This is a genomic window from Saccharothrix luteola (assembly GCF_020859565.1).
Taxonomy (GTDB): domain Bacteria; phylum Actinomycetota; class Actinomycetes; order Mycobacteriales; family Pseudonocardiaceae; genus Actinosynnema; species Actinosynnema luteola.
Genome location: NZ_JAJHUO010000007.1, coordinates 280271 through 303973, shown reverse-complemented (window position 1 = coordinate 303973; position 23703 = coordinate 280271). Strand labels below are relative to the sequence as shown.

General features: G+C 72.0%; 17 protein-coding genes. 10 read left to right on the top strand and 7 right to left on the bottom strand.

Annotated elements, in window-relative coordinates; genetic code table 11:
• Window positions 1-20 precede the first annotated feature (20 nt).
• The gene (gltB, locus tag LNK82_RS12615) at window positions 21-4559 is read left to right on the top strand and encodes a glutamate synthase large subunit (RefSeq protein ID WP_230567134.1); all 4539 of its coding nucleotides are present in this window, start codon (window positions 21-23) and stop codon (window positions 4557-4559) included.
• Entirely contained in the window at window positions 4552-6057 is a 1506-nt protein-coding gene (locus LNK82_RS12610; RefSeq protein WP_230567133.1) for a glutamate synthase subunit beta, read from the top strand. Before gltB ends, LNK82_RS12610 begins: the two co-directional genes overlap by 8 nt.
• 103 nt (window positions 6058-6160) lie before the next feature.
• Here the strand turns inward: LNK82_RS12610 and LNK82_RS47660 are convergent, their stop codons facing one another.
• Window positions 6161-8113 carry a helicase-associated domain-containing protein gene (locus tag LNK82_RS47660; RefSeq protein ID WP_230567132.1) on the bottom strand — a complete coding sequence of 651 codons (1953 nt, stop codon included), beginning with the start codon at window positions 8111-8113 and terminating at the stop codon, window positions 6161-6163.
• Window positions 8114-8205: 92 nt separating this feature from the next.
• Here LNK82_RS47660 and LNK82_RS12600 point away from each other — a divergent pair, with 92 nt between their 5' ends.
• Window positions 8206-8862 carry a DUF2461 domain-containing protein gene (locus tag LNK82_RS12600; RefSeq protein WP_230567178.1) on the top strand — a complete coding sequence of 219 codons (657 nt, stop codon included), beginning with the start codon at window positions 8206-8208 and terminating at the stop codon, window positions 8860-8862.
• A gap of 91 nt (window positions 8863-8953) precedes the next feature.
• Here the strand turns inward: LNK82_RS12600 and LNK82_RS12595 are convergent, their stop codons facing one another.
• Window positions 8954-9280, bottom strand: a complete 327-nt coding sequence (locus tag LNK82_RS12595) for a VanZ family protein (RefSeq protein WP_230567131.1) — start codon at window positions 9278-9280, stop codon at window positions 8954-8956.
• Between the two features lie 106 nt (window positions 9281-9386).
• On the opposite strand from LNK82_RS12595, the gene pyk reads away from it, so the two are divergent.
• The 3 genes from pyk to LNK82_RS12580 are packed head-to-tail and all read left to right on the top strand — an operon-like array spanning window position 9387 to window position 12351.
• On the top strand, window positions 9387-10811 hold the full coding sequence (gene pyk / locus LNK82_RS12590; RefSeq protein ID WP_230567130.1) for a pyruvate kinase: 1425 nt from the start codon (window positions 9387-9389) through the stop codon (window positions 10809-10811).
• An 8-nt stretch (window positions 10812-10819) separates the two neighbouring features.
• Window positions 10820-11743: an acyl-CoA thioesterase II gene (gene tesB, locus LNK82_RS12585; RefSeq protein WP_372470472.1), complete on the top strand. Its 924-nt coding sequence runs from the start codon at window positions 10820-10822 to the stop codon at window positions 11741-11743.
• A 47-nt stretch (window positions 11744-11790) separates the two neighbouring features.
• Window positions 11791-12351: a Uma2 family endonuclease gene (locus LNK82_RS12580; RefSeq protein WP_230567129.1), complete on the top strand. Its 561-nt coding sequence runs from the start codon at window positions 11791-11793 to the stop codon at window positions 12349-12351.
• Here the strand turns inward: LNK82_RS12580 and LNK82_RS12575 are convergent.
• Together LNK82_RS12575 and LNK82_RS12570 are read right to left on the bottom strand one after the other, a co-directional pair.
• Window positions 12341-13726: an aminotransferase class V-fold PLP-dependent enzyme gene (locus tag LNK82_RS12575; protein ID WP_230567128.1), complete on the bottom strand. Its 1386-nt coding sequence runs from the start codon at window positions 13724-13726 to the stop codon at window positions 12341-12343. The genes LNK82_RS12580 and LNK82_RS12575 overlap by 11 nt on opposite strands.
• Before the next feature lie 11 nt (window positions 13727-13737).
• On the bottom strand, window positions 13738-14244 hold the full coding sequence (locus LNK82_RS12570; protein WP_230567127.1) for an Lrp/AsnC family transcriptional regulator: 507 nt from the start codon (window positions 14242-14244) through the stop codon (window positions 13738-13740).
• 59 nt (window positions 14245-14303) lie between these two features.
• On the opposite strand from LNK82_RS12570, the gene LNK82_RS12565 reads away from it, so the two are divergent.
• A complete protein-coding gene (locus LNK82_RS12565; RefSeq protein ID WP_230567126.1) occupies window positions 14304-14906 on the top strand; it encodes a LysE family translocator in 603 nt (200 codons plus the stop codon).
• Between the two features lie 68 nt (window positions 14907-14974).
• Entirely contained in the window at window positions 14975-16747 is a 1773-nt protein-coding gene (locus tag LNK82_RS12560) for a sigma-70 family RNA polymerase sigma factor (RefSeq protein ID WP_230567125.1), read from the top strand.
• A gap of 85 nt (window positions 16748-16832) precedes the next feature.
• Here the strand turns inward: LNK82_RS12560 and LNK82_RS12555 are convergent, their stop codons facing one another.
• The 3 genes from LNK82_RS12555 to LNK82_RS12545 all read right to left on the bottom strand — a co-directional run bounded on the left by LNK82_RS12555 (window position 16833) and on the right by LNK82_RS12545 (window position 21353).
• Window positions 16833-18215 (bottom strand): hypothetical protein, encoded by a 1383-nt coding sequence (locus LNK82_RS12555; protein ID WP_230567124.1) that lies wholly within the window; start codon window positions 18213-18215, stop codon window positions 16833-16835.
• An 87-nt stretch (window positions 18216-18302) separates the two neighbouring features.
• Window positions 18303-20177 (bottom strand): ricin-type beta-trefoil lectin domain protein, encoded by a 1875-nt coding sequence (locus LNK82_RS12550; protein WP_230567123.1) that lies wholly within the window; start codon window positions 20175-20177, stop codon window positions 18303-18305.
• Window positions 20178-20345: 168 nt separating this feature from the next.
• Window positions 20346-21353 carry a LacI family DNA-binding transcriptional regulator gene (locus LNK82_RS12545; RefSeq protein ID WP_230567122.1) on the bottom strand — a complete coding sequence of 336 codons (1008 nt, stop codon included), beginning with the start codon at window positions 21351-21353 and terminating at the stop codon, window positions 20346-20348.
• A gap of 123 nt (window positions 21354-21476) precedes the next feature.
• Here LNK82_RS12545 and gnd point away from each other — a divergent pair, with 123 nt between their 5' ends.
• Together gnd and LNK82_RS12535 are read left to right on the top strand one after the other, a co-directional pair.
• A complete protein-coding gene (gene gnd / locus LNK82_RS12540) occupies window positions 21477-22916 on the top strand; it encodes an NADP-dependent phosphogluconate dehydrogenase (protein ID WP_230567121.1) in 1440 nt (479 codons plus the stop codon).
• Window positions 22917-22940: 24 nt separating this feature from the next.
• Window positions 22941-23558, top strand: coding sequence for a rhomboid-like protein (locus tag LNK82_RS12535; protein WP_230567120.1), 618 nt, complete (start codon window positions 22941-22943; stop codon window positions 23556-23558).
• Window positions 23559-23703: the final 145 nt, after the last annotated feature.

Below are 23703 nucleotides of genomic sequence, written 5' to 3'. Positions count from 1 at the left end.
CGACGAAGGAGGTCTGCGCAGTGATCTTCTCCGCCATCCCGTCCCCGCAGGGGCTCTACGACCCCGCCGCGGAACGTGACGCTTGCGGTGTGGCGATGGTCGCCGACATCCGAGGCCGGCGCTCGCACGACATCGTCGTCGACGCGCTCACCGCGCTGGCCAACCTGGAGCACCGAGGCGCCGCCGGCGCCGAGCCGACCAGCGGCGACGGCGCCGGGATCCTCCTGCAACTGCCGGACGCGTTCCTGCGGCAGGTGCTGGACTTCGAGCTGCCGCAGCCGGGCGCGTACGCGGCGGGCATCGCGTTCCTGCCCTCCGACGAGGAGCCGCGCGCCAAGGCCGTCGCGCTGACCGAGCGCATCGCCGCCGAAGAGGGCCTGGTGGTCCTGGGCTGGCGCGACGTACCGACCGCGCCCGAGCACGCCGGCGTGGGCCCGACCGCCCGGTCGGTGATGCCGCACTTCGCCATGCTGCTCGTCAAGGGCGAGACCGACCGGCGCGACGTCGCCCTGGACCGCCTCACGTTCGCCCTGCGCAAGCGGGTCGAGCACGAGAGCGCGGCGGCGGACGTCGGCACGTACTTCCCGTCGCTGTCGTCCCGGACGATCGTCTACAAGGGCATGCTGACCACGGGCCAGCTGCCCGCGTTCTTCCCCGACCTGCGCGACGAGCGGCTGGCCAGCGCGATCGCCCTGGTCCACTCCCGCTTCTCCACCAACACGTTCCCGTCGTGGCCGCTGGCGCACCCGTTCCGGTACGTCGCCCACAACGGTGAGATCAACACCGTCCGCGGCAACCGGAACCGGATGCGGGCCCGCGAGGCGCTGCTGGCCTCCGACCTGATCCCGGGCGACCTGACCAGGCTGTTCCCGATCTGCCACCCGGAGGGCTCGGACTCGGCGAGCTTCGACGAGGTGCTGGAGCTGCTGCACCTGGGCGGCCGGAGCCTGCCGCACGCGGTGCTGATGATGATCCCCGAGGCGTGGGAGAACCACACCTCGATGGACCCGAAGCGCCGCGCGTTCTACGAGTTCCACGCGAGCTTGATGGAGCCGTGGGACGGCCCGGCGTGCGTGACGTTCACCGACGGCTCGCTGGTCGGCGCGGTGCTCGACCGCAACGGCCTGCGCCCGGCCCGCTGGTGGCAGACCGCCGACGGCCGCGTGGTGCTGGCCTCGGAGACCGGGGTGCTCGACGTGCCCGCCGACCAGGTCGTGGCCAAGGGCCGGTTGCAGCCCGGGAAGATGTTCCTGGTCGACACGGTCGAGGGCCGCCTGGTCGAGGACGACGAGGTCAAGTCGAAGCTGGCCGAGGAGCTGCCCTACGACGAGTGGCTGCACGCGGGCCTGCTGGAGCTGGCCGACCTGGCCGACCGCGAGCACGTGGTGCAGAGCCACGAGTCCGTGGTGCGCCGCCAGCTCACGTTCGGCTACACCGAGGAAGAGCTGCGGATCCTGCTCGCCCCGATGTCCACCAACGGCGCGGAGCCGCTCGGCTCGATGGGCACCGACACGCCGGTGGCGGCGCTCTCGCAGCGCTCCCGGCTGCTCTACGACTACTTCGTGCAGAACTTCGCCCAGGTCACGAACCCGCCGCTGGACTCGATCCGCGAGGAGATCGTCACCAGCATGTCGCGGGTGATGGGCCCGGAGCAGAACCTGCTCGAGCCCGGCCCGGTCAGCTGCCGGCACATCAAGCTGACCTACCCGGTGATCGACAACGACGAGCTGGCCAAGCTCATCCACATCAACGACGACGGCGACCTGCCCGGCTTCGCGTGCACCGTCCTGTCCGGACTGTACGAAGTGGACGGTGGCGGCGCGGCGCTCGCGGCGGCGATCGAGCGGGTGCGCCGCGAGGCGTCCGAGGCGATCGCGAACGGCGCCCGCACGCTCGTGCTGTCCGACCGCGACTCCGACCACCGGATGGCGCCGATCCCGTCGCTGCTGCTGGTCTCCGCGGTGCACCACCACCTGGTGCGCACCAAGGAGCGGCTGCGCGTGGCGCTGGTCGTGGAGACCGGTGACGCCCGCGAGGTGCACCACATCGCCGCGCTGCTGAGCTACGGCGCCGCCGCGGTGAACCCGTACCTCGCGTTCGAGACGATCGAAGACATGATCAGCACCGGCGCGGTGACCGGCATCGAGCCGCGCAAGGCCGTGCGGAACTACGTGACCGCGCTGGTCAAGGGCACGTTGAAGATCATGTCGAAGATGGGCATCTCGACCGTCGGCGCGTACACGGCGGCGCAGGTGTTCGAGGCCGTCGGCCTGTCCGAGGAGCTGCTGGGCGAGTACTTCACCGGCACGGTGTCGAAGCTCGGCGGCGCGGGCCTGGACGTGCTGGCCGAGGAGGTCGCGCTGCGCCACCGCCGCGCGCACCCCGACAACCCGACCGACCGCGTGCACCGCAGGCTCGAGGTGGGCGGCGAGTACGCCTACCGCCGCGAGGGCGAGCTGCACCTGTTCACGCCGGAGACGGTGTTCCTGCTCCAGCACGCCACCAAGACCGGCAAGCAGGACGTGTACAAGCGCTACACCGACGAGGTGGAGCGGCTGTCCCGGCAGGGCGGCACGCTGCGCGGCCTGTTCTCGTTCAACGCGGAGGGCCGCACGCCGATCCCGATCGACGAGGTCGAGCCGATCTCCTCGATCGTCAAGCGGTTCAACACCGGCGCCATGTCCTACGGGTCGATCTCGGCCGAGGCGCACGAGACGCTGGCCATCGCGATGAACCGGCTCGGCGGCCGGTCCAACAGCGGCGAGGGCGGCGAGGACCCTGAGCGCCTGTACGACCCGGAGCGGCGCAGCGCGGTCAAGCAGGTCGCGTCCGGCCGGTTCGGCGTCACCTCCGAGTACCTGGTCAACGCCAGCGACATCCAGATCAAGATGGCGCAGGGCGCGAAGCCGGGCGAGGGCGGTCAGCTGCCCGGCTACAAGGTGTACCCGTGGATCGCGCGGACCCGGCACTCCACGCCGGGCGTCGGCCTGATCTCCCCGCCGCCGCACCACGACATCTACTCGATCGAAGACCTGGCGCAGCTGATCCACGACCTGAAGAACGCCAACGAGCAGGCCCGCGTGCACGTGAAGCTGGTCAGCGAGGTCGGCGTCGGCACGGTCGCGGCGGGCGTGGCGAAGGCGCACGCGGACGTGGTGCTGATCTCCGGCCACGACGGCGGCACCGGCGCGTCGCCGCTGAACTCGCTCAAGCACGCGGGCACGCCGTGGGAGATCGGCCTCGCCGAGACCCAGCAGACGTTGCTGCTCAACGGTTTGCGCGACCGGATCACCGTGCAGGTCGACGGCGCGATGCGCACCGGCCGCGACGTGGTGGTGGCCGCGCTGCTCGGCGCGGAGGAGTTCGGCTTCGCGACCGCGCCGCTCATCGTCGAGGGCTGCGTGATGATGCGGGTCTGCCACCTGGACACCTGCCCGGTCGGCATCGCCACGCAGAACCCCGAGCTGCGCAAGCGGTTCACCGGTCAGGCCGACCACGTGGTGAACTTCTTCCACTTCATCGCCCAGGAAGTCCGGGAACTGCTGGCGTCGCTGGGTTTCCGCACGATCGACGAGGCCGTCGGCCACGCCGAGCTGCTCAAGACCGACGAGGCCATCGAGCACTGGAAGGCGGCGGGCCTCGACCTGACGCCGGTGTTCGAGGTGCCCGAGACGCCCTACCGCACGGCGAAGCGCAAGGTCCGCGAGCAGGACCACGGCCTGGCGCAGGCGTTGGACCGCACGCTGCTCCAGCTCGCCGACGCGGCGCTGAACGACGCCCGCCCGGTGCGGCTGGAACTGCCGCTGCGCAACGTCAACCGGACCGTCGGCACGCTGCTCGGCGCGGAGGTCACGCGCCGGTTCGGCGGCGACGGCCTGCCCGACGACACGATCCACGTGACGTTCACCGGCTCGGCCGGCCAGTCGCTGGGCGCGTTCATCCCGCGCGGCGTCACGCTGGAGATGATCGGCGACGCCAACGACTACGTCGGCAAGGGCCTGTCCGGCGGCAGGATCGTCGTGCGACCGCACCCGGACGCGCCGTTCGCGGCGGAGCGGCAGGTCATCGCGGGCAACGTGATCGGCTACGGCGCCACGTCCGGCGAGATCTTCCTGCGCGGACGGGTCGGCGAGCGGTTCTGCGTGCGCAACTCGGGCGCGCTGGCCGTGGCCGAGGGCGTCGGCGACCACGCGTTCGAGTACATGACCGGCGGCCGGGCCGTGGTGCTCGGGCCGACCGGCCGCAACCTCGCCGCGGGCATGTCCGGCGGCATCGCGTACGTGCTGGAACTCGACCCGGCGGCGGTCAACACCGCGATGGTCGAGTTGCAGCGGCCCGGTGCGGAAGACCTGCGCTGGCTGCGCGAAGTGGTGGAACGCCACCACCAGCTCACCGGTTCGGCGGTGGCCGCGTCGCTGCTCGGCGACTGGCCCCGGCGTTCCGCGTCGTTCACCAAGGTCATGCCCGGTGACTACCAGCGCGTGCTCGAAGCGATGAGGCTCGCCCGCGCGGAAGGCAGGGACGTCGACCAGGCGATCATGGAGGCCTCCCGTGGCTGACCCGTACGGTTTCCTCAAGCACTCCCGCTCCGAGCCGAAGAAGCGGCCCGCCGCCGAGCGGCTCAGCGACTGGGACGAGGTGTACCTCGACGTGCCCGCCGAGCAGCGGGACGCGGAGGTGCGCACGCAGGCGACGCGGTGCATGGACTGCGGCATCCCGTTCTGCCACTCCGGGTCGGCCGGGTGCCCGCTGGGCAACCTGATCCCCGAGTGGAACGACCTGGTGCGCCGGGGCGACTGGGAGTCGGCGTCGGACCGGCTGCACGCGACGAACAACTTCCCCGAGTTCACCGGCAGGCTGTGCCCCGCGCCGTGCGAGGCGGCGTGCGTGCTGTCGATCAGCCACGACGCGGGCGGCGCGGTCGCGATCAAGCGGGTCGAGCAGGCCATCGCCGACGTGTCGTGGGAGCAGGGGCTCGTGCGGCCGTCGCAGTCGCAGGTGTCGTCGGGCCGCCGGGTGGCGGTCGTCGGTTCCGGTCCGGCCGGGCTGGCGGCGGCGCAGCAGCTCACCCGCGCGGGCCACGAGGTCACCGTGTTCGAGCGGGACGACCGGCTCGGCGGGCTGCTCCGCTACGGCATCCCCGAGTTCAAGATGGAGAAGAAGGTCCTCGACCGGCGGCTCGCGCAGCTGCGCAAGGAGGGCACGAAGTTCGTCACCGGCTGCGAGGTCGGCGTCGACCTGACCGTCGAGGAGCTGCGGGCGAAGTTCGACGCGGTGGTGCTCGCGGTGGGCGCGCTGCGCGGCCGTGACGACACGACCACGCCGGGGCGCTCGTTGCAGGGCATCCACCTGGCGATGGAGCACCTCGTGCCCGCCAACCGCGCCTGCGAGGGCGACGGGCCGGCGGAGATCGACGCGGCCGGCAAGCACGTCGTGATCATCGGCGGCGGCGACACCGGCGCGGACTGCTACGGCACGGCGTCCCGGCAGGGCGCGGCTTCCGTGCTGCAGCTGGACCAGTACCCGATGCCACCGTCCACTCGGGACAACGGCAAGTCGCCGTGGCCGGTGTGGCCGTGGATCCTGCGCACCTACCCCGCGCACGAGGAGGCGGGGGAGCGGAAGTTCGCGGTCGCGGTGGAGAAGTTCGTCGGCGACTCCGACGGGCACGTGCGCCACATCCAGCTGCGCAAGGTGCGGGTGGAGAAGGACGCCTCCGGCCGCCGCCAGGTCGTGCCGACGTCCGAGGAGGTCGAGGTGCTGCCGGCGGACCTGGTGCTGCTGGCCATCGGCTTCGAGGGCGTCGAGCACATGCCGTTGCTGGACGGGCTGGGCATCCAGCTCACCTCGCGCGGCACGATCTCGTGCGGCTCGGACTGGCAGACGCAGTCGCCCGGCGTGTTCGTCTGCGGTGACGCGCACCGGGGCGCTTCGCTGGTCGTGTGGGCGATCGCCGAGGGCCGTTCGGTGGCCAACGCGGTGGACCGCTACCTGACCGGCTCGTCCGACCTGCCGTCCCCGGTCATCCCCAACATGCTGCCGCTGGCCGTGGTGTGACCCCTTAGACCGCCGTTCGCTGGATGCCCGGCCGCCCCGACAACGACGTCGGGGCGGCCTCTTGCTCGCGCGACCCCGACCCGCGGACCAGGGCCGCGTGCTGTCAGACGCCGGTCACCGCGCGCACCGAGCGGATGCGGCTGACCAGGAACTCGCGGTGCTCGCCGCGGGGCGCGCAGTTGGCCTTCAGGTTGCCCGCGGCGTGGTCGACCGGGGTGATCACGTGCTTCACCGTGCTCCGCGGGCCGTTCGCCACCGCGATCTCCACGGACGTCCGGCTCACCAGCGCGTCCGCCAGCAGCACGACCTCCGAGTCGGGCAGCACCAGCGACTGGTCGCGCAGCAGCCGCACCGTGCCGATCCGCTGCGACTCCACCGGCGGCAGCACGAACCGCGGCCTCGGCCGCTCCCGCTCCACCAGCGCCGCCGCCAGCTTCGCCACCTCGTGCCCGGTCAACGGCGTGCGCCACCCGCCCGTCGCCGCACGCACGGGCGGCGGCTCGACGCGACGTCGCGGCACCCGCTCCACCACCGCCATGCCGTCCACGGCGGCCGTCGTCGGCGCGTAACCGGCCGCCCGCAGCAACGCCAACGTCTCCGCGGCGGGCTTCGCCGACGCCAGCACCGTCGGCCCCAGCGGCTGCAACGACAGCGGCGCCAACGACGGGTGCGCGGCGATCTCGCCCAGCAGCACCGGGTCCTCGGTCCGCACGCAGCACGCCACCGGCGTCACCGTGATCCGCCCGTGCTGCCGCGCCACCTCGCGCACCAGGTGCGCCAACGTCGGCGGCACGCCGTGCTCGGCCACCGACGCCAACCGGGCCAGCAACGCGTCCGGCTCGTGCCCCGCGTCCAACGCCCGCCGCACGCTCGCGCCGCTGAACCGCCACCCGCCCGCCGCGCCGTCCGCCGCCAGCTCCAGCACCCCGCTCAGCTCGCGCGACGGCAGCCCGGCCACCACGGCGGTCAGGTCCGGCCGCAGGTGCGCGGTGACCGCCTCGGGCGGCACGAACCGACCCGCCACCTCGTCCACCCCGCCCGCCAGCACCGCGCGGCCCAGCGCGGTCGCCGCGCCCAACGCCACCAACCCCACCGACTCGGCCTCCACCAGCGCCGCCTCGGTCGCCGCACGCCCGTGCACGGCGGGCCGCGTCCACACCAGCTCGGCCACCACCTCGTGCCGGTGCTCGAACGCCTCGTCCTCGTCCAGCCGCGCGTACCCCTCCAGCAGGCCGCGCCTGGTCCGGTCGCCCGAGTCCGACGAGGACGCTTCCGCCGACGCGGGACGCTGCTTGCCCGGCGTCCACGTCAGCCGCGGCCACGCGCGCGCCAACGCGGTCAGCCGCTCCGCGGGCGACGCGGCGCGCCACGCGTCCGCGCCGACGGTCGGCACCAGCCTGCCGTCGTCCACCGCGAGCAACCGCGCCTCGACGGCCAACCCCACCCACAACCGCGTCCGGCCCTCGTCCGACCGCAGCACGCCCGCGAGCCGCCGCAGCTCCCGCAACCCCAGCACCGCGCGGCACGTCACCTGCTCCACGTCGCACAGGTCGACCAGCCGCGTCACACCGTCCACAGTGGACGTAGCGGGCGTGATCGCGGCCCGGTCCGCGAAACCCCGGTTCTGCGGCGCGCGGCGGGGCGTGCGCGGCGCGGGCGTGATGCGGCGCGGCGGTTCTTCCTCCAGCAGCCGCAACCCGGGCGAGCTCACCAACCGCCCGGCCGCCGGCCACACCAGCGCCCGCGCGCGCAACTGGCCCAACGCCCGCTTCAGCTCCGCTCGCGACGCCTTCCCGTTGCAGCGCAACCGTTCCGCCAGCGCCTCCACACCCGCCTCGTCACCCAGCCGCAGCACGGTGTCCAGCACGTCCCGGCACGCCTGGTCGAGCCCGTCGACCGCCGCGCGCAGCGACGCCGTCGTGGTCAGCTCGTCCGCCAGCGCCCGCAACGAGTGGGGCCTGCGATCGGCGGCGTCCTTGCGCAGCGCCAAGATGTCCCGGAGCTCCACCGCGTCGAGCTCGCGCAGCCAGCCGGCCAGCGCCGTTTTCCTACCCACCCGGCGATTATGCACAGAACGTGACCGCTCGGTGATGCGTTGCGATAGAGCGTTCGAATGAGCCACGAATGGACGAACGTAAGCTGTGCGCCGTGGAATTCACCGGGTTCGGCGAACACGCCATCGACTTCTACGACGGGCTCGTCGCCGACAACTCCAAGGCCTACTGGGACGACCACAAGCACGTCTACCAGCGCGATGTGCGCACCCCGATGGAGACGTTGCTCGCCGCGCTCGAGCCCGAGTTCGGCAAAGGAAAGGTCTTCCGGCCCTATCGGGACGTGCGGTTCAGCAAGGACAAGACGCCGTACAAAGACCACTGCGGCGGCGTGGTCGAGCTCGGTCGCGGCGGTGGCGCGCACTACGTGCAGATCGGGACCGAAGGGTTGTTCGTGGCCGGTGGGTCGTTCGCCATGGCGTCCGACCAGCTCGCGCGCTACCGCGAGTCGGTCGCCGACGACGTGCGCGGGCGTGCGCTGGAGAAGCTGCTCGCGAAGCTCGCCAAGGCCGGCTGGGAGCTGCGCGGGGACAAGCTCAAGCGCGCGCCGCGCGGGCTGGACCCGGAGCACCCCCGGATCGAGCTGCTCAAGCACAAGCGCCTCTACGTGGCGAAGGTGTGGCCGCCCGACGACGTGCTGCACGAGCCGGGCTGCCTGGACCGGGTCCGCGAGGGCTGGCGGCAGATCACGCCGTTCGTGGACTGGTGCGCCGACCACATCGGGCTCACCGAGGTCGGCTTCCGGCGCTGACCAGGGTGTCGCCCGTGAAGGTGCACGATTTCGGGCAGGGCGGCTCGGTCCGGCCGATCGACGGCTCCAGCCGGGTGCGGCCGGCCTGTTCTCACTCCCCCAGAGGGGTGCGGCGTTTTCGGGCCGTCGACCGCGCGACCAGGGCGCCGAAGGCGATGCCGGCCACGTCCACGAGGGCGTCCAGGACGTCCCCGCCGCGGTTCAGCGCGGTGATGAGCCACTGCAACGCTTCCGAGACCGCGGCGTAACCCAAGAGGACGATGACCAGTGGTCCGGACGGCAGTCGCGCGTACCTCCCGGCGCCCATGAGCAGGGCGAACAGCACGAAGTGCACCACCTTGTCGGTGCCCGGGGGTGCGGTGGGCACACCTGACGCCGGGGTGAACAGCACGATGACGCTGAGCAACACCGTGACCACGAACGGAAGGATTCTGGGGCCCACGGTGCAGATTCTGCCTGTTTCGCGGAGATTACTTCCCGGTACATCCTGATCGGTCCAGTGACAGGGACTACTCTGACTAGACGTGAGTCGACGCGCGAAGATCGTCTGTACGATGGGTCCTGCCACCGCGACCGAGGACAAGGTCAACGAGCTGGTGGCGGCCGGTATGGACGTTGCCCGGATGAACTTCAGCCACGGCAGCCATGCCGACCACAAGCAGGTCTACGACCTCGTCCGCAACGCGGCCGAAGCGTCGGGCCGCGCGGTCGGCATCCTGGCCGACCTGCAGGGCCCCAAGATCCGCCTCGGCCGGTTCGCCCACGGCCCAGTCGAGTGGCGCACCGGTGACATCGTCCGGGTGACCGTCGAGGACGTCGAGGGCACCCACGACCGCGTCTCCACCACCTACAAGCAGCTGGCGCAGGACGCCAAGGCGGGCGACCGGCTGCTGGTGGACGACGGCAAGGTGGGCCTGACCGTCACCGAGGTCGACGGGCCGGACGTGGTCTGCGAGGTCACCGAGGGCGGCCCCGTCAGCAACAACAAGGGCCTCTCGCTGCCCGGCATGGACGTGTCCGTGCCCGCGCTGTCCGAGAAGGACATCGAGGACCTGGAGTTCGCCCTCAACCTGGGCGTGGACTTCATCGCCCTGTCGTTCGTGCGCTCGCCCGCGGACATCGACCTGGTCCACCAGGTGATGGACCGCGTGGGCCACGGCCGCAAGCCGGTGATCGCCAAGATCGAGAAGCCGGAGGCGGTCGACAACCTCGAAGCGATCGTGCTCGCCTTCGACGGCGTCATGGTCGCCCGCGGCGACCTGGGCGTGGAGCTGCCGCTGGAGCACGTGCCGCTGGTGCAGAAGCGGGCCATCCAGATCGCCCGCGAGAACGCCAAGCCGGTCATCGTGGCCACCCAGATGCTCGACTCGATGATCACGAACTCCCGGCCGACCCGCGCCGAGACCTCGGACGTCGCGAACGCCGTGCTCGACGGCGCCGACGCGCTGATGCTGTCCGGCGAGACCTCGGTCGGCCGTTACGCCATCGAGTCGGTCAAGACCATGAGCCGCATCATCGTGGCCGTCGAGACCGAGTCCACCGTGGTCCCGCCGCTGACGCACGTCCCGCGCACCAAGCGCGGCGTGATCTCCTACGCGGCGCGTGACATCGGCGAGCGGCTGAACGCGAAGGCGCTGGTCGCGTTCACCCAGTCCGGCGACACCGTGCGGCGGCTCGCCCGCCTGCACACCCCGCTGCCGCTGCTGGCGTTCACGCCGGAGCCCAGCGTGCGCAGTCAGCTTTCTCTCACCTGGGGCACCGAGACGTTCCTGGTGCCTAAGGTGGACTCGACGGACGAGATGGTCCGCCAGGTGGACCTGTCGATGATCGACATCGGCCGGTACCAGCCGGGCGACCTCGTCGTGGTCGTGGCAGGCTCGCCGCCTGGCACCATCGGCTCGACGAACCTCATCCGGGTGCACCGCCTGGGGGAGGACGACCACGCTTAGGAGATGACGTGACCGAGGCTGCCCGTGCCGCGGCGACCGCCGAGTTCTCGGACGTTCCACTGGACGCCGACGGCGTGCCCCACGGGCAGCCCGTGCTCGACCGACTCGTCGCGCTGCTCGACCTGGAGCGCGTCGAGGAGAACATCTTCCGCGGTGTGTCACCCGCCGAGTCGCCCGTCCGGGTGTTCGGCGGGCAGGTCGCCGGCCAGGCCCTGGTAGCCGCCGGCCGCACCGTGCCCCGTGAGCGCCGGGTGCACTCGCTGCACTCGTACTTCATCCGCGGCGGCGACCCGACCGTGCCGATCGTGTACGAGGTCGACCGGATCCGCGACGGGCGCTCGTTCACCACCCGGCGCGTGGTCGCGGTCCAGCACGGCAAGGCGATCTTCGCGCTGTCGGCGTCGTTCCAGCTGGACGAGCCGGGTCTCGACCACCAGGAGCCCATGCCGGCGGTGCCGGCGCCGTCCTCGCTGCCCACCTACGCCGAGTCGGCGGCCGGGTACCTGGAGAAGGTCGGCATGGCGCGGCTGCCGAGGCCTATCGACATCCGGTACGTGACCGAGCCGCCGTGGCGGGCGCGGGAGGACGGGCCGGGCGAGGCGCGCAGCCAGGTGTGGATGAGGGCGGACGGCGAGCTGCCGGACGACGACCTGCTGCACGTGTGCGTGCTGGCGTACGCGTCGGACATGACGTTGCTCGACTCGGTGCTGGTCAGGCACGGCGTGTACTGGGGAACCGACAAGGTGCTGGGCGCGAGCCTGGACCACGCCATGTGGTTCCACCGCCGGTTCCGCGCCGACGAGTGGTTCCTCTACGACTGCGCCTCACCTTCGGCTTCCGGCGCTCGGGGCCTCGCGACGGGCCGTTTCTACAGCCAGGACGGCCACTTGGTGGCTACCGTGGTCCAGGAGGGCCTGCTCCGGGTCCTGTAATCGACCGGCTACGCTGCGCGATCAACGGAGCAAGAGAGGTGGCCGCGATGAGCACGTTGCCCTGGCCTGACCACTTGCTCACGCTTGAGGAGTGGGACGCGCTTCCAGAGGACAAGTCGCGCCACTTCGAGCTGGTCGAAGGAGTCTTGCTGGTGGCGCCAAGGCTGGCACCGAAGCACCAAGTGGCGGTGGCGAACCTCCGGAGCTGCCTCAAAGAGCAACTGCCCGCCGGGGTGGTGGCGGTCCAGGACGTCGACGTCGTGATCGACCCGGGGCCTCCGCTCTCATTGCGCGCACCCGACGTCGTAGTGGTGCCTGCCGAGCGCTACTGGGAGCACCCGAGCCGGTTCAACCCCGATGACCTGCACTTGGCAGTGGAGATCGTGTCGCCGGGAACCGGTCGGACAGACCGCGTGTTCAAGCCGATCGAGTACGCCAAGGTGGGAATCCCGCACTACTGGGTGGTGGAGCTGGACGAGCCGGCCACGCTCATCGCGTTCAGCCTGGTCGCCGGCGGGTACAAGCAGATCGCACAGGGGAGCGGCAAGATCGAGGTTCCCGAGCCTTTCCCGATCACCGTGGACCTGACAACGCTGATCAACCCCTGATCCGCAGGGCGTCCCAGAGCGCCCGCACGTGGTGTTCCTTGGTCGCTTCCGCGCCGATCGCCACGCGGATGGCGAAGCGGCCGTCGACCACGGTGTGGGTGATGAAGGCGTCGCCGGTGGCGTTGACGCGGTCCATCGCGGCACGGGTGGCGTCGTCGCCGGAGCGGTGCGCGAGGGTGACCAGGGACAGGGAGCGGGGGACGACGAGGTCCCAGTCGTCGGACGCGTCCACCCACGATTCGAGCAGGGCGGCCAGCTCGACGTGGCCGCGCAGGTGGTCGCGGATGCCCTCCAGGCCGTACCACCGCAGCACCGACCACAGCTTCAGGGCCCGGAAGCGGCGGCCCAGGGGGACCTGCCAGTCGCGGTAGTCCACGACCGCGCCCGAGTCGGTCGCGGTGTTGCGCAGGTACTCCGGGAGGATCGCGAGGGCGTCCACCAGCACGTCCGGGTGCGCGGTCCAGAACAGGGACAGGTCGAACGCGGTCAGCATCCACTTGTGCGCGTTCGCGGTGAACGAGTCGGCCAGGTCCACGCCGTCGAACAGGTGCCGGAACTCCGGGCACAACGCCGCCGCGCCCGCCCACGCCGCGTCCACGTGCAGCCAGATCCCGTGCTCGGCGCACACCGCGGCGATCTCGCGCACCGGGTCGACCGCGCCGGTGCCCGTGGTGCCGATGGTCGCGCACACCAGCACCGGCCGCCGGCCCGCGTCCACATCGGATCGGACGAGCGAGGCCAGGTCATCCACCCGCATGGCCAGCCGGGAGTCCACCCCGACCGCTCGCACAGCCTGCCCGCCCAGTCCCGCCATCCGGGCGGCCCGCTCCAGCGACGAGTGCGTCTGCGACGACACGTACACGGTCTCGGATCCGTCCACGCCGGACTGCCGCCACTCCCCGCCCGACGCCCGGTGCAGCGCGGCGAGCATCGCGACCAGCGCCGCGGACGACGCGGTGTCCTGGATGACCCCACCGCCGACGAACGACGACGGCAGGCCGAGCGCCCCGACCAGCTCGTCCATCAGGTGCTGCTCGACCTCGGTCGCGGCGGGGGAGGTGGACCACAACATGCCCTGCACGCCCAGGCCCGACGACAGCAGGTCGCCGAGCACCGACGGCAGCGAGGCGTTCGACGGGAAGTAGGCGAAGAACCCGGGGTGCTGCCAGTGCGTCGTCCCCGGCAGCACGACCCGGTCGAGGTCCGCGAGCAGCCCGTCGAAACCCTCGCCGCGCTCGGGCAGCCCGGCCAGCCGCCCACGCACCCAGCCGGGCTCGACCGGTGAGGAGACCGGGAAGTCCTCGACGCGCGAGCGGTAGTCGGCGATCCAGTCGATCACCTCGTGGCCGATCCGGCGGAACTCGTCAGGGTCCATGCCCGGGCAATCTATACGCGTCGCCTGCGGTGGGTCGGCCGCTGATCGTCGGGCGGTGTCAGCGCCCGCGTCTCGACCCGTTCCAGCACCACCGAGCTGGTCAGGTTCCGCACCTCCGTGCGCGAGGCGATCTTGTCCATCAGGAACGCCTGCAGGTGCGTGCTGTCGGCCACCGCGATGTGCACGAGGAAGTCCGCCTGGCCGCTGACGTGGAACAACGACCGCGTCTCCGGCTGCGCCATCACGAACCGCCGGAACGCGGCCACCACCGGCCTGGTGTGCGGTCGCACGTTGACCGAGACGACGGCCTCCAGCGGCAGGCCGGTGGTCCGCGGGTCGACCACGGCGTGGAACCCGGTGATCACCCCGAGGTCGCGCAGCCGCCGCACACGGTGCAGGCAGGTCGACGGCGCGATCCCGACCTGCTCGGCCAGGCTCCGGTTCGGCAGCGTCGCGTCGTTCTGCAACGCCTCCAGGATCAGCCAGTCGACCGAATCCAGTTCGGCTGTCTCGCTCACAACCGAACACTGTAGCCGTCGGGTGGAATACACCCGAACGGATCGCCCAGGATGCGGCCGTGCACATCGCCTGGACCTCGTTCCTGCTCGCCCTCGTCGTCATCACCGTCGTGCCCGGCCCGGACTTCGTGCTGGTCACCGGCAACGCCGTGCGCGGCGTGCGGTACGGGGCGCTGACGGCGGCGGGCGTGGTGACCGGGTTGCTCGTGCACGCCCTGCTGGCCACGGTGGGGCTGTCCGCGCTGGTCGCGGCGGCGCCGGCGGCGTTGCTGGCGGTCAAGGCGGTGGGCGCGCTGTACCTGGTGCACCTGGGCGTCGCCACGTTGCTGGCGGCGCGGCGCGGCGGGCCGATCAGGCGGGCGCCGAAGTCCGACCGGTCGCTGTTCCTGCGCGGCCTGCTGTGCGACCTGCTCAACCCGAAGGTGATGCTGACGTTCCTCAGCCTCGTGCCGCAGGCCATGGACCCGGCGTCGCCGCCGCTGCCGCAGGCCGCGCTGCTGTCGGCGGTCGCAGTGGGCGTGTTCGCGTGCTTCTGGGCGGTGGTTGTGCCCTTGGCGGGCCGGTTGGCGGCGCTGCTGTCGCGGCCGAAGGTGCGGCCGGTGTTCGAGCGGCTGTGCGGCACGGCCCTGATCGGCATGGCGGCTTCGGTGCTCGCCGCGTAATTCTCGTTATCGTGTCGCGGCCGAGGAGTCTCCGGTGGGGTAAGCCCGACTCGGCCGAGAGGAACGGTATGCGCACACCAGGGGACGCCGCGGCGGTGACGGCCGCGCAGCGGGGCGAGCCGGGCGCGTTGGACGCGCTGGTGGCCGCCTACCTGCCGCTGGTCTACAACGTGGTGGGACGCGCACTGGCGGGCCACCCGGACACCGACGACGTGGTGCAGGAGACCATGCTCCGCGCGGTGGACGGGCTGTCGAAGCTGCGCGAGCCCGAGGCGTTCCGGTCGTGGCTGCTGGCCATCGCGCTGAACCAGGTGCGCGACCACCACCGGACCGGGCCGCCGCGCGCCGACGCCGAGCCGGCCGACCTCGCCGACCCCGGCGCGGACTTCGCCGACCTGGCCATCACCCGGCTGCAGCTCACCGGCCAACGCCGCGAGGTCGTCGCGGCCACCCGGTGGATCGGCGACGACGAGCGCGAGCTGCTGTCGCTGTGGTGGATGGAGCAGGTCGGCCGGATCACCCGCGCCGAGCTCGCCGAGGCGCTCGGCCTCACGCCGCAGCACGCGGCGGTGCGGGTGCAGCGGATGAAGGCGCAGCTCGACGGGGCGCGCGTGGTCGTCCGGGTGCTCGCCCTGCCGCGCTGCGGTGACCTGGCCGGGGTGATCGCGGACTGGGACGGGCAGCCGAACGCGTTGTGGCGCAAGCGGATCGTGCGGCACGCGCGCGAGTGCGCCCGCTGCGCCCGCGGGTTCGACGACCTGGCGGCGGTGGACGGCCTGCTGGCCAGGATCCCGCTCGTGCCGCTGCCCGTCGGGTTCGACCTGGCCGCCGCCGAGCCCGTGATCGCGGTGGTGAAGAAGGGCTTCTGGGCGAACGCGGCGACCAAACCGCTGATCGCGGCGGTGGCTGTCGCGGCGGTGGCGGGCGCGGTCGTGCTGCTGCCCGTCGACCGGGCGCCGACGCCGGTGGCCGCCCCGGTCGCGGTGACGACCACCAGCCGGGCGCCCTCGACCGTCCCGGCCACCACAACGACGACTACGACCACGACCACCACCACGACAACGCCGGCCGCACCGACCGAACCGGCGCCGGTCGTGCAGCCGGTCGCCAGGTCCGTCAAGAAGGGCGTCAGCACCTGGCACTTCGACGGCGTCACGGCGGCGTTGTCCGACGTGGGCGCGGGCTGGTTCTACAACTGGGCCCCGACCAGGGAGAACGTGCAGGCGCCGCCCGGCGTCGAGTACGTGCCGATGATCTGGGGCGCGAAGACGGTGACCCCGGCGAACCTGGCCGCGGTGCAGGGCCAGGGCGCCACCCTGCTCGGCTTCAACGAGCCGGACCTCGCGGAGCAGTCGAACATGACCGTGGAGCAGGCGCTGGAACTGTGGCCGCAGCTCCAGGCGACCGGGATGCGCCTGGGCAGCCCGGCCGTCGCGCACAGCGCCGACAAGGCGGGCGGCTGGCTCGACCGGTTCCTGGCCGGGGCACGGCAGCGCGGGCTGAGGGTCGACTTCATCACGCTGCACTGGTACGGCTCGGACTTCGGACCGGCCGCCGTCGGCCACCTGAGGAACTACCTGGACGCCGTGCACGCCCGCTACGGCCTGCCCGTCTGGCTGACCGAGTACTCGCTGGTGGACTTCTCCGGCGGCGGCGTGCGCTACCCGGACGAGCGGCAGCTGGCCGACTTCGCCGGCGCGTCGTCCCGGATGCTCGAAGGCCTGCCCTACCTGGAGCGCTACGCGTGGTTCGCGCTCCCCGCCGACAAACCGGGCACGGGGCTGTACGTGCCGGGAGGGACGCCGAACCGGGCCGGCGTGGCGTATCGCGCCACCGGTTAGGCGAGCGCCCGCCGCCGGTCGTGCGGCGCGGGCGCTCCGCGGTACCGGCCCGCCGCTGGTCGAGCAGCGGCGGGCCGGGTACCCCTCAGGCGGTCGGCCGGTCGTCGAACAGCGGCTGCCACCGGCCGTCGAAGCCGCCGCTCGCGGCCAGGTGCCAGCCCGGCGGCAGCCACACGCCCACCTCGCGGCTCGCGCTGTCGTCGATCCCGCCCGAGTGCACGAAGTACTCGTGCTGCCGCCAGTACGCGCCGTGCGACGCCGGGTCGCCGCTCACCGCGCCGCGGCTGCGGCCCGAGCTGTCCAGGCCGGTGCCCGCGAACCCGCCGAAGTCGTCGGACCCGGAAGGTGTGTCCTCGTCCAGCTCGGCCGAGTACGCGCCGAAGAACCACGCCTTCGACAGGTACCCCTCGCGCCCGTCGGTGAGGTCCGACGCGGCGTCGTCGCGGGACTGGTTGTAGAAGCGCTGCACGCCGGTCCCGATGCCCAGGGCGGGCGTCTCGAACCGCACGTCCACCACGTCGGTGGCCAGCCAGTGCCGCTGCCACGCCGACTGCGACCAGTGCGTGGGCACGATGTCGGCCAGGTCCTGCAGCTCGTAGGTCAACCGCTTGACCCTCGGCCACGCCACCTCGGTGCCGTTGTCCACCCGACTGGCCTGCGCGGACGCGTTGGCCCAGGTCAGCGGCACCGCGCCGAACGCCGCCACCGCACCCGCCGCCCCCTCCGGCACGAACGCGTAGTGCACGTTGCGCCGGTCGTCCGCGCCGGAGATGCGCACCTCGGCGGTCCCGGCCGCCGCCATCCGGCTCGAGACGTGGGCCCAGGTGTCGGTGACGAACCGCAGCTCGTGCGCGTGCGGCCCGGCGTCGGGCAGGTCGAAGTCGCTCTCGTCGGCCTGCCACAGCAGCAGGTGCCTGCCGGTCGAGGTGTGGAGGAAGTTCACGTCCGGGTCGTAGGACCGCCGCATGACGTGGTCCTTGTGGTGCGTCACGGTGGCGTTGCCGAACGACTCGCCCGCGCCGCCCGGCGTGCCGGTCACCCCGCGCACCACGATCTCCACCCGCTCCCAGTCGTGGATCTCGTCGCCGTCCTTGTCGGCCGCGTTGTAGACGTGGTACAGCAGCACCAAGGACTTGCTGCCGTTCTCGGTGAACTCCAGCAGCGCGGTGTAGAGGGTGGGCCGGATCCGCCACCGCTCGTACCCCGCGGTCCCGGCGACGTACCGGGGGCCGAGCTTCCAGTTCGCGCGGTTGGTGGCGAAGGCGCCGTCCCGGTCGAAGTCGAAGTTCGCGAGCCAGTCCCGGCCCTGCTTGCCGTCGTTCTCGTCACCCCGCTTGAGGATGACGGGCGCGTAGTGGTTCAGGTAGGCCTGCCGCTGCGCGGTGGTCAGCGTCCACGAGGCCTGCGCCGTCGGCGCGGTCAGGCAGGCCGCGAACACGGCCGCGACGAGCACGAGTAATCGGGTCATTCCCCCGACTCTCGCGCCGTCGCGGCCGGCTGTCAGCGGTGGCCCGTCCCGGTGGAGCGGGATCCCGCAGCGATCGAACGACAGCGGTCAGGCGATGGTCCACTTCTGGTTGGCCGCGCCGGTGCACGTCCAGATCTGGAGCCTGGTGGCGTCGGCGCTGGTGTTGCCGGTGACGTCCACGCACTTGCCGGTCGCCGGGTTCACCAGGTCGCGGCCCGACGTGTAGGTCCACTGCTGGTTCGCGCCGCCCGCGCAGCTCCACAGCTGCAACTGCGCGCCGTCGGCCGTGCCGCGGTCCTTGATGTCCAGGCACTTGCCGAGCGCGCGCAGCGTGCCGTCACCGGGCCGCGACCACTGCTGCGCCGCCGTGCCGTTGCACGTGTACAGCTGCACGGCCGCGCCGTCCGCGCTGCTCGCGCCCGCCACGTCGACGCACTTGCCGCCCAGGCCGGTGATCGCGCCGCCCGTGCCTCCGCCGTTGCCGGGCGTGCCCTGCCAGGTGAACGTCGCCGAGGTGCGGGCGGGCAGGGTGTAGGTGAACGACTGGTTGCCCCAGTTCACCCGGATCGACTGGGACGAGGTGCCGCCGTTGTGCGCGATCAGGGCCTTGGAGCCGTCCGGGTTGCGGTAGGCCACGTTCTGCACCGTGCCGTTCGCGGTCGAGTCGATCCGGTGCGCGCCCGGCTTGACGAACTTCGTCAGGTGACCGGTCGTGTAGTACTCGACGGTGTAGTCGACCTGACCGGCCCGCGACCCGCCCTCCTGCACGGTGATCAGGCCGGTGCACGTGCCGCAGCCGCCGTTGTGCGGCCCCATGTTCTGGTTGAGCGCGAGGCTCCACTTCACCAGGCTGGAGCTGTGGTTACGGGCGTAGTTGACGATGTCGGCCATGTCCTCGTTGTGCTGGTTCGAGATCCACGTGCCGCCGGAGTGCTCGGTGCTGAACTGCTTCACGTTCGGGTACTGGTTGCGGACCTGCGTGCCGACCGCCGGGTCGCCGAAGTAGCCGTGCCACGCGATGCCGCCGAACAGCGGGTCGTTGCGCACGCCCGCGTCGTTCAGCACGCCGGAGCCGAAGTTGGCGTAGTCGCCGTAGTTCCAGTCGTGCACCAGCACCTTGGTGCTGATGCCCGCCGCGCGGAACGCCGGGTAGAGGTTGTTCTTGGTGAACTCGACCAGGCCCGCCGGGTTCCAGCTCATGCCGGGGTAGTTCATCGCGGTCGGGTTGGACGCCTGGCAGCAGTTCGGCTCGTTCTGCACGGACACGTAGTCGACCGGGATGCCCGCCGCCTGATAGCTCTGCACGTACTTCACGAAGTACTGCGCGTACATCGGCGCGTACTCCCACTTGAGCCAGCCCATCTGGTCCATGCGGCCGTTGTCCTTCATCCAGCCCGGCGCGCTCCACGGCACGCCCTTGACCCGCAGTTGCGGGTTGAGCTGCTTGGCCTGCTGGGTCAGCAGCCGCACGTTCGTGTCGTAGCCGTTGGCGCCCCAGTCGTTGAGGTCGCAGCACGTGTCGTCGAGCGAGACGTGGCCCGGCCGGGACAGGTCCGACGCGCCGATCGGGTTGCGCACGAACGACAGGCCGATGCCGTCGACCGGGTGGAACAGCTTGCGCATCACCGCGTCCCGCGTCGCGGCGGAGACGGGACCGCCGCGCAGCAGGTAGGCGGTGGTGTCGGTGATCGAGGCGCCGCCGCCCTCGAACTGCTGGTAGGTCGTGCCCTCGTCGACGGTGATGGTGTGGGTCGCACTGCCGCCGTTGGTGCCGAACGCGATGGACGGCTGCTGGGCCAGGCCGCGGGTGACGACCCGGCCGCCGCTGTCGGAGGTGGTGGTCAGGTGCACGTTCACGGTCTCGCCCGCGGCCGAGGCCGGCTGCGAGGCGGCGAGGGCGGCTGCGACGGTGATCACGGCTATGCCGGCGCTGACGAAAGCCCGACGGTGGGAAGAGGGCACCACGGACTCCTTTCACGACGTTGTGGGCAGGGGTCGGCACTCTGTAACAAACTGGAACATTTGTGGAACTTGTCCGCAGGTGAAAGGAAACAATGCTGCCGAACCGGTGTCAAGGTCGTGCGGTGACAGCCGGTGGATACCGGTAAATACCGTGAAGGGCGCCGGCCGTCAGCGGCGCGGCGCGGGCCCGGTGGACGCCCTGACCACGAGTTCCGTGGCCAGTTCGACGTGCAGCGCCTCCAGCTCGTGCCGGTCGAGCAGCCGCATCAGCAGGGTCACGGCCAGTCGGCCCATTTCCTGCAACGGCTGCCGCACGGTGGTCAGCTCCGGCCGGGTGGCACGGCTGAGGTCGAGGTCGTCGAAGCCGGCGACGGACACGTCGCGCGGCACGTCGAGACCTTGCTCGCGGGCCGCCCGCAGCGCGCCGACGGCCATCTTGTCGTTGAACGCGACCAGCGCCGTCGGCCGGTCCGCGAGGCCGAGCAGGTCGCGGGCGACCAGGAAGCCGTTCTCCTCGGTCGGCTCGTCCACGTGCCGCAGCAGCTCCGCCGACGGCAGCACGCCGACGTCGGACAACGCCGCCGCGTACCCGGCGAGCCTGCCGTCGCTGGCCAGCCAGTCGCCGGGGCCGCCGATGATCCCGATCCGCCGGTGGCCCAGCTCCACCAGGTGCGCCATCAGCCGCCGCGCGCCCGAGAAGTGCGCCGCCGACACCGACGCCACGTCGCGCGGCAGCTCGGTGCGCGGGTCGACCACCACGAACGGGAACCGGCGGTCCCGCAGCCGGACCAGCTCCTCGGCCGGCTCCGGCGGCAGGATCAGGATCGCGCCGCCCACGTCCGCGCGGGCCGCCAGACCGGGCAGCGCGGACTCCCGCTGCGCCGACACGCCCGCGCTGAGCACGACCTGGCGGTGGTGCAGGGCCACCGTCTCGGCGACGCTGGAGACGATCAGCCCGAAGTAGTCGGTGAGCAGGTACGGGCAGCGCACGTAGATGGGGCCGGTCGGCTTCGCGCCCCGTGCCCGCGGCGCCTCCGCGCCCAACCCGGCCACGGCGCGCAGCACCAGCTCGCGGGTGTGCTCGGCGACGTTGGTCTGACCGTTGAGTACGCGCGACACCGTGGCGATGGAAAGCCCGGTCGCCCGCGCCACGTCCCGCACCGTCGCCCTGGCCATCCCCGTCCCCCTGTTCCACTGGCGTTTCACGATGTTACAGCGCGGCCGGCCGCGTACGGCGCAGTGGGCGTTGAGGGGTGCCACACAGGTGCGCGCGGGCGAGGATTTCGGCAGGCTGTGCAGATGACCACCTCCGAGGCACCCGCGCGGATCGCCGTCACCGGGCTCGCCGTCATGGGCAGCAACCTGGCGCGCAACCTCGCCCGGCACGGCTACCGCGTCGCCGTGCACAACCGCAGCCACGCCCGCACCAAAGCGCTGATCGCCGACCACGGCCACGAGGGCGACTTCGTGCCCGCCGAGACGCTGGAAGAGCTCGTCGCGAGCCTCCAGACGCCCCGCCAGATCATCATCATGGTCAAGGCGGGCGGTCCCACCGACGCCGTCATCGACGAGCTCGTGCCCCTGCTGGAGCCCGGCGACATGGTGATCGACGGCGGCAACGCCCACTACGCCGACACCCGTCGCCGCGAGGCCGCGCTGAAGGAGGCCGGGCTGCACTTCGTCGGCGCGGGCATCTCCGGCGGCGAGGAAGGCGCGCTCAACGGCCCGTCGATCATGCCGGGCGGTTCGAAGGAGTCCTACCAGCACCTCGGGTCGGTGCTGGAGGACATCGCGGCCAAGGTCGACGGCGTGCCGTGCTGCGTGCACGTCGGGCCGGACGGCGCCGGGCACTTCGTGAAGATGGTGCACAACGGCATCGAGTACGCCGACATGCAGCTCATCGCCGAGGCCTACGACCTGCTGCACCGGGTCGGCGGCATGGCGCCCGCCGAGGTCGCCGAGGTGTTCCGCGGCTGGAACACCGGTGACCTGGAGTCCTACCTGGTGGAGATCACCGCCGAGGTGCTCGGCCACGTGGACGTCGAGACCGGCGCCGCCCTGGTGGACGTGATCGCGGACGAGGCCGAGCAGAAGGGCACCGGCCGCTGGACCGTGCAGGAGGCGCTGGAGCTGGGCGTGCCGGTGACCGGCATCGCGGAGGCGGTGTTCGCGAGGTCGCTGTCCGGGCGGGCGGGTCAGCGGCAGGCCGTGCGGTCGGCGTTCGGGCCCGCCGAGGTCGCGGGCGACGCGGACGGCTCGCTGGTCGAGGACGTGCGGCAGGCGCTGTACGCGTCGAAGGTCGTGGCGTACGCGCAGGGCTTCGACCAGATGCGCGCGGCGAGCGCCGAGTACGGCTGGGACCTCGACCTGGGCGCGATGGCCACGATCTGGCGCGGCGGCTGCATCATCCGGGCCCGGTTCCTCGACCGCATCCGCGAGGCCTACGACAAGGCGCCGGAGCTGGCGTCCCTGCTCGTCGACGACTACTTCCGCGACGCGGTCAAGTCGGCCGAGGCGGCGTGGCGGCGCGTCGTGGTGAAGGCGGTGACCGCGGGCGTGCCCGCGCCCGGCTTCGTGTCCGCGCTGGCGTACTACGACGGGCTGCGGTCCGAGCGGCTGCCCGCGTCGCTGATCCAGGGCCTGCGCGACTTCTTCGGCGCGCACACCTACCGCCGCACCGACCGCGAGGGCAGCTTCCACACCCTCTGGTCGGGTGACAGGTCTCAAGTGGACGCTTGAGACCACCGGCCCGATCATGGCCGGGTGCGTGAACGCTTCCGCCGCCACCCCGTCACGGCCGGCTACCTGTCGGCCGTGGCGGTGCTCGCGCTGCTGACGCGGTTCGTGTTCGCCGACGGGATGTCGGCGCAGGTGCGGGAATCGCTGAGCACGAACGCGGCCAACCTCGACGACCACCCGGTCAACGCGTTGCTGGGCAGCGCGTTCGTGCTCGACCCCGCGGGCGACGGCCTCGTGGCCACCGGGCTGGCCCTGGTCGGCGTGGCGGTCTGCCTCGGCGTGCTGGAACGCGAGGCGGGGCCGTGGCGCGCGGCGGCGGTCGTCCTCGCGGGACACGTCGGCGCGACGTTCGTGACGGCGTTCGTCATCTCTTCGGGTGTCTACCCGATCGATCTCACCGACGTGGTCGACGTCGGTCCCGGTTACGTGGCGTGCGCCGCGGCCGGCGGCATCACCGTGTTGGGGCCGGTGGTGCTGCGCGTGCCGTGGTTGGCGCTGCTCCTCGCGTACCCGTTGGCGGGCGCGGAGTGGTTCGGCGCCGTGCCGGAGTTCGCCGCCGTGGGCCAGGTGGCGGCCGTCCTCATCGGACTGTGCGCCGGCGCGGTCGCGGTCGGCCGCGCCTACGCCGCCGTCGGCCGGTAGGTCCGTCACCAGGGGTGACGCCCCGCTCGTGATCAACACGACCGGGTGGATCCGCTGTCAGAGCGGGCACTTCCTCAGTCATCATGGTGTGGACGCGACCTGTGCGACGCGGGCTGTGCCGACACGTTCCCCTGTGCCGACACGG

Coding starts and splice junctions, on each gene's coding strand:
- LNK82_RS12580 (WP_230567129.1), top strand. CDS start 11,791: ATGAGCACGTTGCCCTGGCCTGACCACTTGCTCACGCTTGAGGAGTGG.
- LNK82_RS12545 (WP_230567122.1), bottom strand. CDS start 21,353: ATGGCCAGGGCGACGGTGCGGGACGTGGCGCGGGCGACCGGGCTTTCC.
- LNK82_RS12555 (WP_230567124.1), bottom strand. CDS start 18,215: ATGACCCGATTACTCGTGCTCGTCGCGGCCGTGTTCGCGGCCTGCCTG.
- LNK82_RS12560 (WP_230567125.1), top strand. CDS start 14,975: ATGCGCACACCAGGGGACGCCGCGGCGGTGACGGCCGCGCAGCGGGGC.
- LNK82_RS12575 (WP_230567128.1), bottom strand. CDS start 13,726: ATGGACCCTGACGAGTTCCGCCGGATCGGCCACGAGGTGATCGACTGG.
- gnd (WP_230567121.1), top strand. CDS start 21,477: ATGACCACCTCCGAGGCACCCGCGCGGATCGCCGTCACCGGGCTCGCC.